Annotated in this window: 20 protein-coding genes; 2 read left to right on the top strand and 18 right to left on the bottom strand. The window is 33.3% G+C overall.

Going from position 1 to position 18,562, the window contains the following annotated elements; all coding sequences use genetic code 11:
- Positions 1-5 precede the first annotated feature (5 nt).
- Together P3U32_RS06110 and P3U32_RS06105 are read right to left on the bottom strand one after the other, a co-directional pair.
- The gene (locus P3U32_RS06110; RefSeq protein ID WP_323704726.1) at positions 6-821 is read right to left on the bottom strand and encodes a pyruvate, water dikinase regulatory protein; all 816 of its coding nucleotides are present in this window, start codon (positions 819-821) and stop codon (positions 6-8) included.
- 12 nt (positions 822-833) lie between these two features.
- Entirely contained in the window at positions 834-1,469 is a 636-nt protein-coding gene (locus P3U32_RS06105) for a transcriptional regulator CcpN (RefSeq protein WP_323704725.1), read from the bottom strand.
- Positions 1,470-1,765: 296 nt separating this feature from the next.
- On the opposite strand from P3U32_RS06105, the gene P3U32_RS06100 reads away from it, so the two are divergent.
- Positions 1,766-3,154, top strand: a complete 1,389-nt coding sequence (locus P3U32_RS06100) for a glycine--tRNA ligase (RefSeq protein WP_323704724.1) — start codon at positions 1,766-1,768, stop codon at positions 3,152-3,154.
- A 42-nt stretch (positions 3,155-3,196) separates the two neighbouring features.
- Here the strand turns inward: P3U32_RS06100 and recO are convergent, their stop codons facing one another.
- From recO to P3U32_RS06065, 7 genes are read right to left on the bottom strand one after another with little or no spacing between them, the layout of a single operon-like run.
- Positions 3,197-3,949 carry a DNA repair protein RecO gene (recO, locus tag P3U32_RS06095; RefSeq protein ID WP_323704723.1) on the bottom strand — a complete coding sequence of 251 codons (753 nt, stop codon included), beginning with the start codon at positions 3,947-3,949 and terminating at the stop codon, positions 3,197-3,199.
- A 21-nt stretch (positions 3,950-3,970) separates the two neighbouring features.
- The gene (gene era / locus P3U32_RS06090) at positions 3,971-4,870 is read right to left on the bottom strand and encodes a GTPase Era (protein WP_323704722.1); all 900 of its coding nucleotides are present in this window, start codon (positions 4,868-4,870) and stop codon (positions 3,971-3,973) included.
- Positions 4,871-5,275: a cytidine deaminase gene (gene cdd / locus P3U32_RS06085; protein ID WP_323704721.1), complete on the bottom strand. Its 405-nt coding sequence runs from the start codon at positions 5,273-5,275 to the stop codon at positions 4,871-4,873.
- 12 nt (positions 5,276-5,287) lie between these two features.
- Positions 5,288-5,644, bottom strand: coding sequence for a diacylglycerol kinase family protein (locus tag P3U32_RS06080; protein WP_416361237.1), 357 nt, complete (start codon positions 5,642-5,644; stop codon positions 5,288-5,290).
- Positions 5,637-6,098 (bottom strand): rRNA maturation RNase YbeY, encoded by a 462-nt coding sequence (gene ybeY, locus P3U32_RS06075; protein ID WP_323704720.1) that lies wholly within the window; start codon positions 6,096-6,098, stop codon positions 5,637-5,639. The genes P3U32_RS06080 and ybeY overlap by 8 nt, the downstream gene beginning before the upstream one ends.
- Before the next feature lies 1 nt (position 6,099).
- A complete protein-coding gene (locus P3U32_RS06070; RefSeq protein ID WP_323704719.1) occupies positions 6,100-7,047 on the bottom strand; it encodes a PhoH family protein in 948 nt (315 codons plus the stop codon).
- 35 nt (positions 7,048-7,082) lie between these two features.
- Positions 7,083-7,583, bottom strand: a complete 501-nt coding sequence (locus P3U32_RS06065; RefSeq protein ID WP_323704718.1) for a PH domain-containing protein — start codon at positions 7,581-7,583, stop codon at positions 7,083-7,085.
- Positions 7,584-7,797: 214 nt separating this feature from the next.
- Between P3U32_RS06065 and P3U32_RS06060 the strand changes: the two genes are divergently transcribed.
- Positions 7,798-9,213, top strand: a complete 1,416-nt coding sequence (locus P3U32_RS06060) for an alkaline phosphatase (RefSeq protein WP_323704717.1) — start codon at positions 7,798-7,800, stop codon at positions 9,211-9,213.
- Positions 9,214-9,473: 260 nt separating this feature from the next.
- Here the strand turns inward: P3U32_RS06060 and P3U32_RS06055 are convergent, their stop codons facing one another.
- From P3U32_RS06055 to dnaK, 9 genes are all read right to left on the bottom strand, one after another.
- Positions 9,474-10,178, bottom strand: a complete 705-nt coding sequence (locus P3U32_RS06055; protein WP_323704716.1) for a hypothetical protein — start codon at positions 10,176-10,178, stop codon at positions 9,474-9,476.
- Positions 10,179-10,193: 15 nt separating this feature from the next.
- Positions 10,194-11,189: a flotillin-like protein FloA gene (floA, locus tag P3U32_RS06050; protein WP_323704715.1), complete on the bottom strand. Its 996-nt coding sequence runs from the start codon at positions 11,187-11,189 to the stop codon at positions 10,194-10,196.
- 23 nt (positions 11,190-11,212) lie between these two features.
- Positions 11,213-11,884 (bottom strand): NfeD family protein, encoded by a 672-nt coding sequence (locus P3U32_RS06045; protein WP_416361244.1) that lies wholly within the window; start codon positions 11,882-11,884, stop codon positions 11,213-11,215.
- Between the two features lie 254 nt (positions 11,885-12,138).
- Positions 12,139-12,315 (bottom strand): 30S ribosomal protein S21, encoded by a 177-nt coding sequence (gene rpsU, locus P3U32_RS06040; RefSeq protein ID WP_016998564.1) that lies wholly within the window; start codon positions 12,313-12,315, stop codon positions 12,139-12,141.
- Positions 12,316-12,441: 126 nt separating this feature from the next.
- A complete protein-coding gene (gene mtaB / locus P3U32_RS06035; RefSeq protein ID WP_323704713.1) occupies positions 12,442-13,788 on the bottom strand; it encodes a tRNA (N(6)-L-threonylcarbamoyladenosine(37)-C(2))-methylthiotransferase MtaB in 1,347 nt (448 codons plus the stop codon).
- A gap of 6 nt (positions 13,789-13,794) precedes the next feature.
- Positions 13,795-14,544: a 16S rRNA (uracil(1498)-N(3))-methyltransferase gene (locus P3U32_RS06030; RefSeq protein WP_323704846.1), complete on the bottom strand. Its 750-nt coding sequence runs from the start codon at positions 14,542-14,544 to the stop codon at positions 13,795-13,797.
- Between the two features lie 8 nt (positions 14,545-14,552).
- Positions 14,553-15,479, bottom strand: a complete 927-nt coding sequence (prmA, locus tag P3U32_RS06025; protein WP_323704712.1) for a 50S ribosomal protein L11 methyltransferase — start codon at positions 15,477-15,479, stop codon at positions 14,553-14,555.
- 3 nt (positions 15,480-15,482) lie between these two features.
- Positions 15,483-16,616 carry a molecular chaperone DnaJ gene (gene dnaJ / locus P3U32_RS06020; protein ID WP_323704711.1) on the bottom strand — a complete coding sequence of 378 codons (1,134 nt, stop codon included), beginning with the start codon at positions 16,614-16,616 and terminating at the stop codon, positions 15,483-15,485.
- 93 nt (positions 16,617-16,709) lie between these two features.
- Positions 16,710-18,545, bottom strand: a complete 1,836-nt coding sequence (gene dnaK, locus P3U32_RS06015; protein WP_323704710.1) for a molecular chaperone DnaK — start codon at positions 18,543-18,545, stop codon at positions 16,710-16,712.
- Positions 18,546-18,562: the final 17 nt, after the last annotated feature.

Genomic DNA, 18,562 nt, shown 5'->3' with positions numbered 1-18,562 from the left:
ACCCTTTAGCGATTTTGTTGAGTAATTATTTTAATAATGTCATTAGCAGTTTCTTCTATCGCTTTATCTGAAACGTCTAATACAGGGCATCCAATTTTTTCAACAATTTCTTCAAAGTATTTTAATTCTTCTTCAATTCGATCATCTTTCGCGTAATTTGCATCATCACTCAAACCGAGTTGTAACAATCGTGCTCTACGAATTGCGTTTAAATTCTTTTGATTAATTTTTAAAGCAATACATTTTTTAGGATCTATTTCAAATAATCCTTCAGGTGGCGCAACTTCTGGAACTAATGGTACATTCATCACTTTATATCGTTTATGTGCTAAATATTGTGAAAGAGGTGTTTTTGATGTTCTTGATACACCAATAAGTATAATGTCTGCTTTAGGTAAACCTCTAGGATCTCGACCATCATCATACTTCACAGCAAATTCAATTGCTTCAATCTTCTTAAAATAATCTTCATCAAGTTTATGAATATTGCCAGGCTCATTAAGTGGCGTTTCATTTAATTCATTGCCCAATATACTCATTAAAGGACCCATGATATCGACATTTTCAATATTATTTTCTTCTAATTTTTCTTTCAAATAAAGTCGCATTTCTGGTTTTACTAATGTGTAAACGACGATTGATTTTTGTTCTAAAGCTAACGATACGACCTCGTTAATATTACTTTCATTCTCTATGTAAGGTAATCTTACGATATCTAGAACATTACCTTCTGTTTTATATTGTGATGTACATGCTTTCGTTACGAGTTCAGCTGTCTCTCCTACTGAATCAGATGCTATAATTATTCTTATTTCTTCCATTACCTATTCCTCCTACTCATCTTCAATAAGTGAAACAAATGCTCTTGTTATAGTAGTCTTAGTAATTCTACCTTTCACTTTCATCTTATCGCCTTTTAATTTTTTAACTACAGGTATCGAATCTATTTGTTTATCAATTAATAATTTTGCAGCATAAATTAACAAATCATCTTCTAGACAAACTGTGATGTTTGGCATACGACTCATATTTATACTTACTGGCGTGTCTTTTAAACTTTGTCCTCCAATTGCTGCTCTCAAGAGATCTTTTCTTGAACAAACACCAATTAAAAAACCTTCTTTATTCGTGACAAATAATGTACCCACATCATCTAAGAACATTTTACATATAGCTTCATAAACTGACATGCTTTCTTCTATAACAACCGGTATTGCCATAGATTCTTTAATTGTCATTTTCTTAATAGAATCACTTAATAATTGTGTACTTGATTTACCTGTATAAAAATAGCCCACTCTCGGTCGTGCATCTAAGTAACCTGCCATTGTTAAAATAGCTAAGTCCGGCCTTAAAGTTGCTCTAGTTAAATTCAAGCGTTCTGCTATCTTTTCGCCTGTAATAGGTCCATTATTTTTAACAATTTGAACAATTTGTTCTTGCCTCTGATTTAATTCGATTGCTCTCACCCCTTCAAACACAATTCAGTTAGATTAATTATAACATGTATCATGAAAATTACTCAATTTGAATACTTGTTTTTACTTGATAACTCCGTTATACCGTGCTATATTTTAATTAACTTTGAATTTAAAAGCGAGTTAAGGTCGGTGAAAGCTTAACACTAAAGTTTTGGCTTATATAATTTTAATAAAAAGTGAGTGGCTACACTAATTTGGGTGGAACCGCGGGTAATATACTCGTCCCAAGGCATTATTTAATGATGTCTTGGGGCTTTTTTAATTTAAATGAGGAGTGAATATTAATGGCAAATGATATGGACAAAGTTGTAACATTAGCAAAACACAGAGGATTTGTATTCCCTGGTAGTGACATTTATGGAGGTTTAGCAAACACTTGGGATTACGGCCCACTTGGAGTTGAACTTAAAAACAACATTAAAAAAGCTTGGTGGCAAAAATTCGTTCAACAATCTCCATATAACGTTGGATTAGATGCAGCAATTTTAATGAATCCTAGAACTTGGGAAGCTTCAGGTCACTTATCAAACTTTAATGACCCTATGATCGATAACAAAGATTCTAAAATTCGTTACAGAGCAGATAAATTAATTGAAGATTATATGCAAAATGTTGAAGGCGACGAAAACTTTATCGCTGATGGCATGAGCTTTGATGAAATGAAACAATTAATCGATGACAAAGGTATTACATGTCCAGAAAGTGGTACAGCTAATTGGACTGACATTCGTCAATTCAATTTAATGTTCAAAACATTCCAAGGTGTAACAGAATCATCAACAAATGAAATCTTCTTACGCCCTGAAACTGCACAAGGTATCTTTGTAAACTATAAAAATGTACAACGTTCAATGCGTAAAAAATTACCATTCGGTATTGCTCAAGTAGGTAAATCATTCAGAAACGAAATTACTCCAGGTAACTTCATTTTCAGAACAAGAGAATTCGAACAAATGGAATTAGAATTCTTCTGTAAACCAGGTACTGAAATCGAATGGCAAAACTATTGGAAAGAATTCGCTGCAAAATGGTTAAAAGATTTAGGTATTAAAGAAGAAAATACTAAATTACGTGACCATGACGAAGACGAATTAAGTCACTACTCTAATGCTACAACTGATATCGAATATAAATTCCCATTTGGTTGGGGCGAATTATGGGGTATCGCATCTAGAACTGATTTCGACTTAAAACAACATAGTGAATTCAGTGGCGAAGACTTCAAATACCACGATCAAGATACAAATGAAAAATTCATTCCATATTGTATCGAACCATCATTAGGTGCTGACCGTGTAACTTTAGCATTCTTATGTGACGCTTATGAAGAAGAAAACGAAGGTGAGAAAGAACAACGTACAGTATTACATTTCCACCCTGCTTTAGCACCTTATAAAGCAGCAATCTTACCATTAAGCAAAAAATTATCACCAGATGCAATTAAAGTTTATGAAAAATTAAGCGAAAGATTTGCAATCGACTTTGATGAATCTCAATCAATCGGTAAACGTTACCGTAGACAAGATGAAATTGGTACTCCATACTGTATCACTTTCGACTTTGATTCATTAGAAGATAATCAAGTGACAGTACGTGACCGTGACACTATGGAACAAGTTCGTATGCCAATTGATGAAGTTGAAAACTTCTTAGCTGAAAAAGTTAGATTCTAAAAATATAATAAAAAAGAGACTGGATATCCAGTCTCTTTTTTATTATATTTTTAAATTGTCTAGTTGCTTTAATAATTTTTTTGATCTAAAGACCACACCGACATATTCGTCATACATATTATCAATTAAAGTTTGAATTTCTTTCTTTATATCATCACTTATGTTGAAGCTATTTAGATTCTGTATTGGTAATTGATACATTAAATTCATAAAGTATAATGCTTTATTTGATATACGGTACGCATGTTCATCACTGCTTAATGCTTGATTACTAATTGGTCCATTATATTTAAAGCTATAAGCATTTAACTGCTGTTGATTCATATCACCTGTAATTACACAAGCATTAAACATAGGTTCATAGCCGTATTTAGGCATGCATTTCAATGCAACAATCATACTCATTGTATCTGCGTCTACGCCCTTTTCTACTGCTTGAAACACACCTAACAACAATTCATAGAAGAATACATCATGTTCTTCCTCTTCTAATGCTTTATCCACAACTTCAATACAATATGCACCGTACGCACTTTTATATAAATCGCTTTGCATCATTCGGTGACTATTGATTATATCTGCAGAAGACAGTGTGCCCATTCCTTTAAACTTCGAAAAAATAAACAAGCCATGTACAAAGGGCTGTGTTGCCCCTTGTAAAGGATGACTTGTTTTTTTAGCACCACGTGCCATTAATGGTACTTTATGACCATGTTCATTTAATATGGTTATGATTTTATTATTTTCACCATAGTTTACTGAGCGAATGACAAATCCTTCTTGTTTATAAAGCATATTATCATCGCCTCCATTCTATTAATACTCGTCTTCACGGTAACCGATTTGTTTAATAAAGTTCGGCTTATTACGCCAATCTTTTTGAACTTTTACCCATAAGTCTAAATAAACTTTAGAGCCAAGTAACATTTCAATATCACGGCGAGCACGTTTGCCTATTTCTTTAAGCATTTTTCCACCTTTACCGATGACGATACCTTTTTGTGAATCTCGTTCAACATAGATAGTTGCTTCTACATGAACTTTCTCATTTTCAGCTTTAGTCATTTTATCTACTTTAACACCAATTGCATGCGGTATTTCTTGGTTCGTTAAGTGTAATGCTTTTTCTCTAATTAATTCCGCCACAACAAATTGTTCAGGGTGATCTGAAATTTGATCTTTAGGATAATACATTGGACCTTCTTCCATGTATTTTTTAAATTGAGTTAACAATGTTTCAATATTTTGACCTTGTAATGCAGAAATAGGAACGATTTCAGCGAACTCTAATTTCTTTTGATACTTTTCGATTTCAACGATTAGTTGATCTGGATGAATTAAATCTATTTTATTCAATACTAAAAAGACAGGTGTCTTTGTCTGTTGTAGTAAATCAATGATATATTCATCACCTTTACCAATACTTTCATCAGCATTAACCATAAACATGATTAAATCTACTTCTTTTAAAGTATTTTTAGCGATTTTCATCATATAATCACCTAACGCATGTTTAGGTTTATGAATACCTGGTGTATCAATAAAGATCATTTGTGCATCATCAGTCGTAAGTACACCTTGTACTTTATTTCTTGTTGTTTGTGCTTTGTCAGACATAATTGCAACTTTATGACCAATGACTTTGTTCATAAAAGTTGATTTACCAACGTTGGGTCTACCTATAATGGATATAAACCCTGATTTAAATTCATTCATTTATTCTAAATCCTTTCCTGAGAAACCTAAAGGTAATAATTCATTAACTGTAGTTTCAATTCTTTCATTTGTTTGATTTGTTAAATATACTGGCATGTCATCATCACAAAGTTCTTTCATTACTTGTCGACATGTGCCACAAGGTGATGATGGTGCATCAGCGTCAACTGTTATTGTAATACATTTGAAGTCTCCCGGTCTATAGCCATCTGATATTGCTGCAACAAGTGCAGACCTTTCTGCACAAATCGTAGAAGGATATGCCGCGTTTTCAACGTTTGCCCCGTAAAATACTTTATCATCTTTCGTAATTAAATATGCCCCAACATTAAATTTTGAATATGGTGTGTATGCTCTTGTTTGTGCTTCTCTAGCGCCATCATACCATTCTTGTTTAAATTCCATAATCTCTTCCCCTTAAAAAATATTTATTATTTTCGGTAAAAATATCAATACACCAATTAACACCGCCATAATTGATGCTAATAATACAGCAAATGCAGCAGTATCTTTCGCATGCTTTGCTAGCGGATGATATTCGTCAGTATATAAATCAACCACATATTCGATTGATGTATTAATCACTTCAGTTATTAGTACCATGCTTATTGCTAAAATCATCCATAGCCATTCATTAATATTTAATTTGAATAGCAATCCCATAATGATAACGATGATTCCAGCAATTAAATGCAAAATAAAATTACAGTCTTTTCTTAAAATCGTAATAAAACCTGCTAAAGGAAATTTAAAGCGATTGATCAGTTTATTCACGTGTAAGTCCAAATGCATTTAATATTTCATCTTGTCGAGAAAACATTTCTTTTTCATCTTCTTCTGTCATGTGATCATAACCTAGAAGATGTAAAAATCCATGTAATGCAAGGAATCCAAGTTCTCTACTCAAACTGTGATTATAAGACTCAGCTTGCTCTTTAGCCACTTCAAGACAAATAATAATGTCACCTAACACTCTTGGAATATCCAAACCTTCAATTTCAGGTTCATCTTCTTCAAGTGAAAATGAGATTACGTCTGTTACTTTGTCTTTGTCTCTATAGTCACGATTGATTGCTTGAATTTCTTCTTCATCAACAAATGAAATAGATAATTCTGCTTCTTCAGTAATATCTTCCTTTTCAGCAGCAAATCTTAATAACGATTCAATTTGATCTTTCGTTTCTTGTTCAATAACTTCTTGTTCATCAATAAAATCTATCGTTAGCATATTATTTCTCCTCTTCGTATGCATTTATTATTTTTCCAACTAGTGGATGTCTCACTACGTCTGTTTGTTCTAAATATGAAATTGCTATTCCCTTAACACCACTTAATCTTTGATCTGCTTCTATCAGACCACTTTTCACACCTTTAGGTAAATCAATCTGAGTTCTATCACCGGTTACGACCATTTTTGATCCAAATCCAAGCCTAGTTAAAAACATCTTCATCTGTGGATGTGTCGTGTTCTGCGCTTCATCAAGAATGACAAATGCATCATCCAGCGTTCTACCTCTCATATATGCAAGAGGTGCTATTTCAATTGTTCCTCTTTCGATTAATCGTGTTGTCTGTTCTGTTCCTAATACTGTATGTAAACCATCATATAGTGGTCTTAAATAAGGATCGACTTTCTCTTTAAGATCGCCAGGTAAAAATCCTAATGATTCACCAGCTTCAACTGCAGGACGCGTCAATACAATACGTTTAACTTGACCAAGCCTTAACGCTCTCGCTGCCATAACTACAGCTAAGAATGTTTTACCTGTACCTGCAGGACCTATACCAAATACTAAATCGTTATTTTTAATATGATTGATATAAACTCTTTGACCCATCGTTTTTGCTCTTATTATTTTACCGTTGCTATCTTTTGTAATTTCTTCATCATATAAATTGATTAACTCATTTATTGTACCTTTATCTGCCATTTTCACAGCTGCTTGTACATCATTTATCGAAATTGTTGCGCCACTTTCAATTACTTTTAACAAATTAAGCAATATACTTTCGGCTTTTTCAACATTTTCTAGTATTTTGCCGCGAACACTAATTTCTTGTCCTCGTGTTAAAATATCCACCTCGAGTTCATTTTCAATATATTTTATGTGCTCATCTCCATTACCTAGTAATGCTTGAGCTTGATCCATATTCTCGATTTGAATTAATGTAGGCATTAAATGTCTCCTTTGTAAGTTGAATTGTTAACACTTTAAATGTACCAAACCTTATTATCACGTGCAATCTTATGCACTTTATTTTGCATATTATTTACGTTTTCTTGTCTTGTGAGTATTTTATTAATTTTATTGAACTCATATAATCGGTTACTATTATTCAGTTTTATTTTAGGATTAATACGAATCAGTGTGATGATAAATTCTCTTTCTTTTATAGGCGATACTTTTTCAACTATTTGACCTTTAGAAACGATTTCTAACATACTCGTTCCTTCTATCGTTTTAGTCATATTAATTTGTTCAATATCAAAAATATTATAAGTGGTTTTGAATAATCCTCTTCTAACCATTAAAAAATGTTCTTGAACAATGTACCTTTCAACTAATATGTTAAATATAATTAAACCTACAAGTACAAAAGTTATAATGATCAAATATTGATTACTAATAAAAAGTGGTATTAACGCGATTAAAAATAATATAAATGAAATCACAATTGAAAATAAGCTTTGTTTCTTCTTAAATTTCATCATCATCACACCTTCTTGATATCTACTTTTATTGTAATTCGAAAGATTTATTTTGTGAATAAAAACAACTTTTCATCTCGTCTATATGTATTCAACCCTCTTACTATTATTATACTGCTAAATATTTACATTATCCTTACAAAAGAACAATATTTTATTAACTTTGTTTTGATAAGCTTAAAGCGTAATGAATACATATTAGGAGGCATTTTAATTTATGAAATTCCAACGAAAAATCGGGACGACACTTGCAGCAAGTTTATTATTAACGACAACAGCAATGGGAACAGCATTTGCTTCAGGTACACCAGATTCACAAGCATCCAGTAATGTTTCAGTAACTGGTAACACTAAAAATCCTAAAAATATAATTTTTATGGTTGGTGATGGTATGGGACCGTCTTATAATTCAGCTTATCGTCATTTTGCTGATAACCCTGACACACAAGAAATAGAAGAAACTGCTTTTGATCAATATTTAAAAGGACAACAAAAAACAGATCCTAAAGATGCGAAAGAAAATGTAACCGACTCTGCTGCTGGTGCCACAGCCTTCAGTACTGGCGTAAAAACATATAACGGTGCTATTAGTGTCGATACTAATAAGAAAAAAGTAAAATCAGTTTTAGAACAAGCTAAAGAAAACGGTAAATCTACAGGTCTAGTAGCAACTTCTGAAATTACAGATGCTACACCTGCTGCGTATGCGGCTCACGTTGATAGTAGAGATAAAAAAGATGAAATCGCGCAACAATTTTACAACCAAAAAATCAATGGTCAACATACTGTCGATGTTCTATTAGGTGGTGGCGATAAATACTTTGGCGAATCAAATGGTAATTTAAAACAAAAATTCGCTAAAGATGGATATGATGTTGTAGATAATAAAAATGCATTACTTAATTCACAAAGCGACCAGGTGCTAGGACTATTCTCTGAAGAGAACATGCCTTTACAAATTGATGCACCAAACGATGATCCAAAATTAGCAGAAATGCAATCAGTAGCGTTACAAAAACTAGAACAAAATGATAAAGGATTCTTCTTGATGGTTGAAGGTTCATCAATAGATAAATCTGGTCATCCAAACGATATCACAGGTGTTATGTCTGAAATGTCAGGTTTTGAAGATGCATTTAAACAAGCAACGAATTATGCTAAATCACATCCTGATACGCTTGTTGTAGCAACTGCCGATCATTCAACTGGTGGTTTAACAATCGGTAAAGGTGAAGACTACTTATGGGATCCAAAACCAATTCACCAAATGAAACACTCTGGTAGTTATATGACTACACAAATAGCTGAGGGCAAAGATATCCAAACAGTAATACAAGAAGGTTATGGATTTGATGTAGACAATAACACAATCAAATCAATTGAAAAACAAGCTAAAAAATTAAGCAAATTAAGTGAAGATGACGATGCTTATGAAAAACAATATCAAGCGTTACAAGATGCTATCCAAAAACCAATAAATGATAAATCACATACAGGTTGGACAACGACAGGACATACTGGAGAAGACGTAAATAGCTATGCATTCGGTCCAGGTTCAGATAATTATAGAGGTGTTATCGAGAATACAGACAACGCTAATTTCATTTTCAACTTCTTACAAAGTGAAAAATAAAAAGTAAGTAAATTTAACACCGCAAATTGTTTAGGCAATTTGCGGTGTTTTGTTATATACGAGGTATGTCGTTATTTTCATGTTTATTTACTCTTGCTAATATAGGCGCCCTTATTTGCATGTTTACCCATTCTTGCTAATATAGACACGCTTATTTGCACGTTTGCATACTCTTGCTAATATAGACACCTCTTTCATTGAAACACCTAATAACGATACAAAAAAACCAACGAAGCGGTATGCTTCGTTGGTTTTATGAATTATAGTTCTTTTGGTCTTTTTAAAATTTCTGACCAGATAATCCCATTAACAATTTGATTCTCATCAATATTTATTGCTTCATCATTAAATTTATGTTTGCTATTTAAATAAAGTTGTTTAATCATTGAACGTCTAGTTCTCTCAGAAAGCTGTGTATTGTAAATAATTTCATTCGCTTCTTCTTCAACTTTAGAAATATTTTCTTTTTGAATAGCAGTTAAAGATTTTTTCTCTTCATTGTTAAATTCAATCAAACTACTGATGGCTTCTTGTTGTTTTTTAGGTCTACCTTTTTGAACCACTTCTTTTTCATGATTTAAATATGCATTATCGTGTTTTGTGTGTGCATCTTGTACTGGTTGAACTGTTGCTTTCTTTTGTTGAACAGGCTTGTTTTTAACAGGGCGCTGTACATCAATATTATGCTGTTTAAGATGCTTTTCTAGTTTGTTGGCTAAATCATGGTAATGATCTGACATTCGCTTTGTAGAGCTTGCTTCTGCCTTCTGAACATATGCTTCGTATTTCTTTTTTAAATTTTGTAATTCTTGTTGTGAAGTCCCTTGCTTTTCAACAGGATTCTGTTGCTGATTCGGGCGTGGTATTTTGTTGTTCTTTTTATTATTCTTAGATTTACCTTCAATGATACCACTCACTATACTAAACAATACATAGATTACAAAAATAATTATGCCTATTTCCATATTAAATCACCTTTCTTATTGGTTCGGTGAATTAGAATCTTGTGGCTTAGTGCTCTTATTAATTGCTTCTCTCATACCAGTGTCAGCTTCGATATTTTTAAGATTATAATAATCTTTAACACCAATGTTACCTGATTTTAATGCTTCTGCCATTGCAAGTGGTACTTCTGCTTCAGACTCAACAACTTTAGAGCGCATTTCTTGTACTCTTGCTTTCATTTCTTGCTCAGTTGCTACAGCCATTGCACGACGTTCCTCTGCTTTAGCTTGTGCGATATTTTTATCCGCAAGTGCTTGTTCAGTTTGTAAATCTGCACCGATATTTTTGCCGATATCTACGTCAGCAATATCAATGGATAAGATTTCGAATGCTGTACCTGAATCTAATCCTTTGCTTAATACGGTTTGAGAAATACTATCTGGATTTTCAAGTACTTTCGTATGATGTTGACTTGAACCGATTGTTGATACAATACCTTCACCTACACGTGCGATGATTGTATCTTCACCAGCACCACCTACTAAACGATCAATGTTCGCTCTAACAGTGATTCTAGCTTTCGCTTTTACTTCGATACCATTCATTGCTACACCAGAAATAAATGGTGTTTCGATTACTTTAGGGTTAACTGACATTTGTACTGCTTCAAGTACGTCACGACCAGCTAAATCAATTGCTGCCCCTCTTTCGAATGCTAAGTTAATTTCAGCTCTTTGTGCTGCGATAATTGCGTCTACAACTCTATCAACGTTACCTCCTGCTAAATAATGAGATTCTAATTGATTCGTTGTTAATGCTAAACCTGCTTTATGTGCTTTAATTAGCGGGTTAATAACACGTCTAGGTGATACACGTCTTAAACGCATACCTACAAGTGTACCAATCCCTACTTTAACTCCTGCTGCAACTGCTGATATCCATAATCCTACTGGTACAAATGAGAATAAAATCATTAACAGTACAATTAATATAACAGCTATAATAACAAATGCTATTAAACCTGAAATCATATGCTTCGCGCTCCTTTTCTATTTTATATTTCTCTTACTACTACTCTTGTACCTTCAACTTGTACAATTTTGACTTGTTGATCCTTTTGAATAAACGTACCATCCGATACTGCATCTATTCTTTCATCATCAACTATGATAATACCTGAGGGTCTTAAAGCAGTATATGTTACACATAGTTTGCCAATCAAATGACTTCTATCATCATGAGATGTGTAGCCTGATTCTTTGTTTGTTGAATCTCGAAGAATGACCTTATCAAAGAATGGTATTTTCCGATTAAATCCTTTCACTAATATCACCCACTCTATCGTTGTTAAAATTAAAGCGATAGCAATTATCATTCCCATTGTAAGGATATTTTCCCCAACTAGTATAAAACTAGCAATAATCGCTATAAAACCAAGAATGCCTAGTATTGCACCAATTACAAATAATTCAATGATTACAAGCAGTACACCTACACCAAATAGTAAAACGGAAATCAAACTAATTTCATCGATAATAACATATCCTATGAAGAAGATAAGTGTACAAATAATACTCAGGATGCCTGCAAAGTTAATATGTTTTGAATAAATTTGATAAAGCGCACCTAGAAAAATAATACAAGTCAATACTAATGTAACTATAGGTAATGAAATAAAATCTCCAATAGATGAAAGACTTTCATTTGAAATAATACCTAAATTCAATTGATGTTGAATAAACGTTACTATGTATCCATATGCTGAAAACAATAATCTCACCCCTCTATATTATTATACAATAAATTTAGCCCGAACTAAAATCTAAATCAATATGATTCTGATTTTATATTTTATTACCATCTATATAATAAAAAAAGAGGTAAAGACTAAAGTCTTTACCTCTTTCATCACAGTTTAACTGTAAATTTCGTTCATTATAATTAATTAATATTCATTGAGGGAGTTCAATAAAAAATTAATTATTTAAATTTACGTTTACGAGCTGCTTCTGATTTCTTTTTACGTTTAACGCTTGGTTTTTCATAGAACTCACGTTTACGTACTTCTTGAATCGTACCGCTTTTTGAAACTGTACGTTTAAAGCGACGTAACGCATCTTCGATTGATTCGTTTTTACGAACTACTGTTTTAGACATGTGTATTTCCCTCCCTCCAAATATCAACAAAGCTTTATAGGTCATTTACATAGTATATAAATTACTATGTACTTTAACATTATAAAATAAGTCATTTTTTAAGTCAATAATCATTTGTTATGAATATTAAAACGCAACTATTCTTTCGTCCTTATTAGTTGCATGATTGACTACTTTTACAAGTTTTCCTTCATTAATTGGATAACCAGGTGTTGTTACTTTAACTTTTACAAGTTCTCCAATTAATGTTTCATCGCCTTCAAATTCTATCTTCATGTAATTATCGGCATATCCTACTAATTTTCCATCCGTTGAGCCCTTTTCTTCTGGAATCACTTCAAGAACCGTCTGATCAAATTTAGAAGCATAATCTTTCGCAAGTTGGTTAGATAATTCGATTAAACGATGCACACGATCATTCTTAACATCTTCATCCACTTGGTCAGTCATTCTTGCCGCAGGTGTACCTGTACGCATTGAATATGGGAAGACATGTAATTCTGAGAATTGATGTTTAACGATAAAGTCATACGTTTCTTGGAATTCTTCTTCAGTTTCACCAGGGAATCCTACGATTACATCACTTGTAACTGCCAATCCTGGTAGAGCTTTATGAAGTTTCTGTAGTCTCTCAGAAAAATGTGCCATCGTATACTTTCTTCTCATACGTTTTAATACAGTATCCGAACCTGATTGTAATGGAATGTGTAAATGACGGACAACTTTAGTTGATTGGTCTATAACATCGATTACTTCATCAGTTAATTGGCTCGCTTCTATAGATGAGATACGAATGCGTTCTAAATTCTCAACTTGCTCTAAATCTCTTAATAATTGAGCTAAGTTGTAATCTTTTAAATCTTCACCGTAACCACCAGTATGAATACCTGTTAATACTATCTCTTTATAACCTGAATTAACTAGTGTTGTTGCTTGGCTAACAACTTGTTCAGGGTCTCTTGATCTCATTAGACCTCTTGCCCAAGGAATAATACAGAATGTACAGAAGTTATTACAACCTTCTTGTATTTTCAATGATGCACGTGTTCTATCCGTAAAGTATGGTACTTCTAATTCTTCATACTTTCTGTTCTTCATGATGTTGCCAACACCATTTATTGGTTCTCTACTTGCCTTATAATCTTCGATATAAGAAATTAGTTTATGTCTATCTTGCGTACCAACTACAATATCTACCCCAGGAATTGCCATGATTTCTGCAGGAGAAGTTTGCGCATAACATCCTGTTACACACACAACTGCATTTGGATTTTTACGAATGGCACGTCTTATTACTTGTCTACTCTTCTTATCGCCAGTATTTGTTACTGTACAAGTATTTATAATAAACACATCAGCATTTGTTTCAAAATCCACTCTTTCATAATCATGTTCCTTAAATAATTGCCAAATTGCTTCAGTTTCATAATGATTCACTTTACATCCTAAAGTATGGAATGCTACAGTAGCCAATTATATTCACCTCATTAATTCTAATTGATAGCTCAAGGCAGATAGAGCATATAAAGGCGCGGTTTCTGCTCTTAAAATTCTCGGTCCGAGACCTACTTTCTCTGCACTTTCAAATAGATTGACTTCATTTTCAGTTAATCCACCCTCTGGTCCAAAGATAAGTAGTATTTTCTGACCTTGCTCAAGTTGAGTAATCACTTTGTGTAAGTTACTCGTTTCGCCGCGTTTAGCCTCTTCTTCATAAGCTATTAATACATAATCATATTCATTCATATTATCATAAACCGCTTTAAAATTCGACTGATACTTTACGTCAGGTATCGTCAATCGCATACTTTGTTCACTAGCTTCTTTAACGATTTTTTGCCATCTATCAATCTTTTTGTCGCGCTTTTTTTCGTCTAATTTAATAACCGTACGTTCAGATTGAACAGCAATAAAGTGATGTGCGCCCATTTCAGTAGCTTTCTGAATCATCCATTCATATTTATCGCCTTTAATCATGCCACTTGCAATTGTAATCTCAACAGGCAGTTCTGTAAGTCTCGTTGTATCTTCTATTGTCTCTAGTTCAATGTTATCTGAATTAAAGGCAATTATTTTCGATATTAAAGACTTTTGATCTTTAAACGTTAATATTAATTTTTGATCAACTTGCATACGCATTACATTTTTAATGTGATGTATATCATCCGTATTATGTATAAAAAAACGCTGATTTAACTCAGCGTTTTCGAGTAAGAAATATCTTTGCATCATTTCTCCTACTTTCTAGCTCTTATTGAAACCCAACCATCTTCTCTTAAAACTTTTTCAATTGTGTAACCATAGTGCTCTAATTTATCAATAATTTCTTCTGACTTTTCATCTATTATACCAGAAGTAATAAAATATCCACCATCATTTAAACGATTGTAACTATCTTCAATCATTAAATCTATAATGTGAGCTAAAATATTAGCAATTATCACATCATATTGTTCTGTTTCTTCAGTCAATAAGTTACCTGGAACAGCCAAAATATCTTGATCACAATCATTTTTTATAAAGTTTTCTTTAGCTACATTAACTGCTAAATCATCTAAATCTACTGCTTTTATTGATCTAACACCAAGCAAGTGACAAGCAATACTTAAAATACCTGAACCTGTTCCTACATCAATGACTTTGTGTGTAGGTTCAACAACTTCTTCTATATGTTTTAAGCACATGCTTGTCGTTGGATGATCACCTGTACCAAATGCCATTCCTGGATCAAGTTCGATGCATAAATCTTCATCATTATTTTCATATTCTTCCCAACTTGGAACAATTGCAAATCTTTCAGAAGCCTTAAATGGGTGAAAGTAATTTTTCCATTCATTCTCCCAGTCTGATTCTTTAATAATTGTCTTAGAAAAAGAAAGTATTTCAGCATTAATGCCTTCTACTTTTGAAATTGTATCTTTAATTTCTTGCTCTAATTCTTCTGTAAACACAAGCTCATTAAAATAACATTTCACTCTAATATCATGATCAGGGTAGTCTTCAGGATTTAATTCATATATTTCACCATAAACATCTTCGTGCTCTTTATCTAATTCTGCTGAATCTTCAATAACAACACCATTTGCACCTAAATCATTTAATAATGCAGTTACAACGTGTTCAGCTTCCTTATTAATCATGATTGCATACTCAATCCAGTTCACAGGCTATTCTCCTTTAAAAAACTTTTTAGCTCTATCTTTTAAGCTAGAAGGTTGTTCTGTTAGTTTCTCTCCGCCAATTTCAGCAAATTCACGTAAAAGCTCTTCTTGTCGTTCAGTTAATCGATCAGGTGTTACTACTCTCACTGTTACAAAGTAGTCGCCTTTTCCGTATCCATGTACATTTTGAATACCTTTTTCTCTAAGTCTAAATTGCTTACCAGTTTGAGTTCCTGCAGGTACTGTTAATGCAACACTGCCATTTAAGGTAGGTACAGTTACTTCATCTCCTAGAGCAGCTTGTGGGAATGATAAGTTCAATTCATAGAAAATATCGTCTCCATCACGTCTAAACTTACTATCTGGTTTCACTCTGAACACAACATATAAATCACCTGCTGGTCCACCGTTTACGCCTGGACCACCTTTACCTGCTAAGCGAATTTGTTGGTCATTATCTACACCAGCTGGTACTTTAACTTTAATTGTTACTTTTTTGTTTTGTGTACCTTTACCGTGACAATCTACACATTTCTCTTCAAATACTTGTCCTGAACCTTCGCACTCTGGACATACTTTTTGCGTTTGCATTCTACCAAGAATAGTATTTTGTTCAACTGTTACATGACCTTGTCCATTACAATATGAGCATGTCTTTTTCTTAGTACCTGGTTTCGCACCATTACCATCACAAGTATCACATTCTACATCTTTACGAACAGTAATATCTTTTTCCGTACCAAATACTGCTTCTTCAAAAGTTAATGTCATACTATATTGTAAGTCATCACCTTGTCTAGGGGCATTAGGGTCTCTTCTAGAACCTCCACCACCAAAGAATGAGCCAAAGATATCTTCAAATCCACCAAAGCCAGAGAAGTCTTGTCCTCCAAAGCCTTGTGACCCTCCAAATCCTTGTTGTGGTCCATTATGTCCAAAACGGTCATATTGCGCACGTTTATTTTCATCACTTAAGTTTTCATATGCTTCTGAAATCTCTTTAAACTTAGCATCTGATCCCTCTTCCTGATTAATATCAGGGTGATATTTTTTTGATAATTTTCTATAAGCTTTTTTAATTTCATCTTTTGAAGCATCTTTGGATACACCAAGCACTTCATAATAATCTCTCTTTGCCAAAAAAATCTCTCCTTTACACACTGATTTATAATACTGATAAGAACTAAAAAAGTCAAAGCCAATCACATTGACTTTGACTTTTTAAAAATAGTATTATTTTTTATCGTCTTCGTTAACTTCTGTATATTCAGCATCAACTACGTCTTCTTTATCAGAAGTTGCTTGTCCTTCTGCTCCTTCAGCACCTTGTTGTGCTTGAGCTGCTTGCTCATACATTTTCACTGATAATTGTTGAACAATTTCTTGAAGTGCATCTTTCTTAGTTCTGATATCTTCAATATCAGTACCTTCTAATGCTGTTTTCAATTCTTCTTTAGCTTCTTCAGCTTTAGCTTTTTCGGCTTCATCAACATTTTCGCCTAAATCAGTTAACGTTTTTTCAACTGTAAATACCATTTGATCAGCTTCGTTTCTTACATCTATTTCTTCACGACGTTTTTTGTCTTCTTCTGCATTTTTCTCTGCATCTTGAACCATACGATCGATTTCTTCATCAGATAATGATGAGCTTGATTCGATTGTGATTTTTTGTTCTTTATTAGTACCTAAATCTTTTGCAGTAACATTTACAATACCGTTTTTATCGATATCAAATGAAACTTCAATTTGAGGCATGCCACGTGGTGCTGGTGGAATATCAGTTAATTGGAAACGACCTAACGTTTTATTATCCGCTGCTAATTGACGTTCACCTTGTAATACGTGAATGTCTACTGCTGGTTGGTTATCCGCTGCAGTTGAGAATACTTGTGATTTAGATGTTGGGATTGTTGTATTTCTTTCGATTAATACTGTAGAAACGCCACCCATTGTTTCAATACCTAATGATAATGGTGTTACGTCTAATAATACAACGTCTTTAACATCACCAGTGATTACGCCACCTTGGATTGCAGCACCCATTGCTACAACTTCATCTGGGTTAACACCTTTGTTAGGTTCTTTACCGATTTCTTTTTTAATAGCTTCTTGAACTGCTGGGATACGTGTAGAACCACCAACTAAGATAACTTCATCAATTTCAGAATTTGATAAACCAGCATCTTTCATTGCTTGTCTAGTAGGACCCATTGTTCTTTCTACTAATTCGCTAGTTAATGATTCGAATTTAGCTCTTGAAAGTGTTGTTTCAAGATGTAATGGACCATTTGCTCCACCAGAAATAAATGGTAATGAAATTTGAGTTGATGATACGCCTGATAAATCTTTTTTAGCTTTTTCAGCAGCATCTTTCAAACGTTGTACAGCCATTTTATCTTGAGATAAGTCTATGCCATTTTCTTTTTTGAATTCTTCAACTAAATATTTAATGATAACATCATCGAAGTCATCCCCACCAAGTTTGTTGTCACCTGCTGTAGCTAATACTTCGAATACACCGTCACCAAGTTCAAGGATAGATACGTCAAATGTACCACCACCAAGGTCAAATACTAATACTTTTTGGTCAGTTTCTGTTTTATCTAAACCGTAAGCTAATGCTGCTGCAGTTGGTTCGTTAATGATACGTTCAACTTCTAAACCAGCAATTTTACCAGCATCTTTAGTTGCTTGACGCTCTGAGTCATTAAAGTAAGCTGGAACAGTAACAACTGCTTTAGTAACTGTTTCACCTAAATAGCTTTCAGCTGTTGCTTTTAAATTTTGTAAAATCATAGCTGAGATTTCTTGTGGTGTATATTCTTTATCTTCCACTTTTTCTTTATGATCAGTACCCATATGACGTTTTACTGATTGAATTGTATTTGGGTTAGTAACTGCTTGACGCTTAGCTACTTCACCAACTTGTGTTTCGCCATCTTTGAATGCTACAACTGATGGTGTTGTTCTGTTACCTTCAGGATTTTGAATAACTTTAGGCTCTCCGCCTTCTAATACTGAAACTACTGAATTTGTTGTCCCTAAGTCTATACCTATTACTTTACTCATAAGAATAATTCCTCCAA

It is taken from the genome of Mammaliicoccus sp. Dog046 (genome assembly GCF_034039665.1).
In the GTDB taxonomy this organism is placed as follows: Bacteria; Bacillota; Bacilli; order Staphylococcales; family Staphylococcaceae; genus Mammaliicoccus.
The sequence above is the reverse complement of the archived record's forward strand: the minus strand, read 5'-3'. Positions and strand labels throughout refer to the sequence as shown.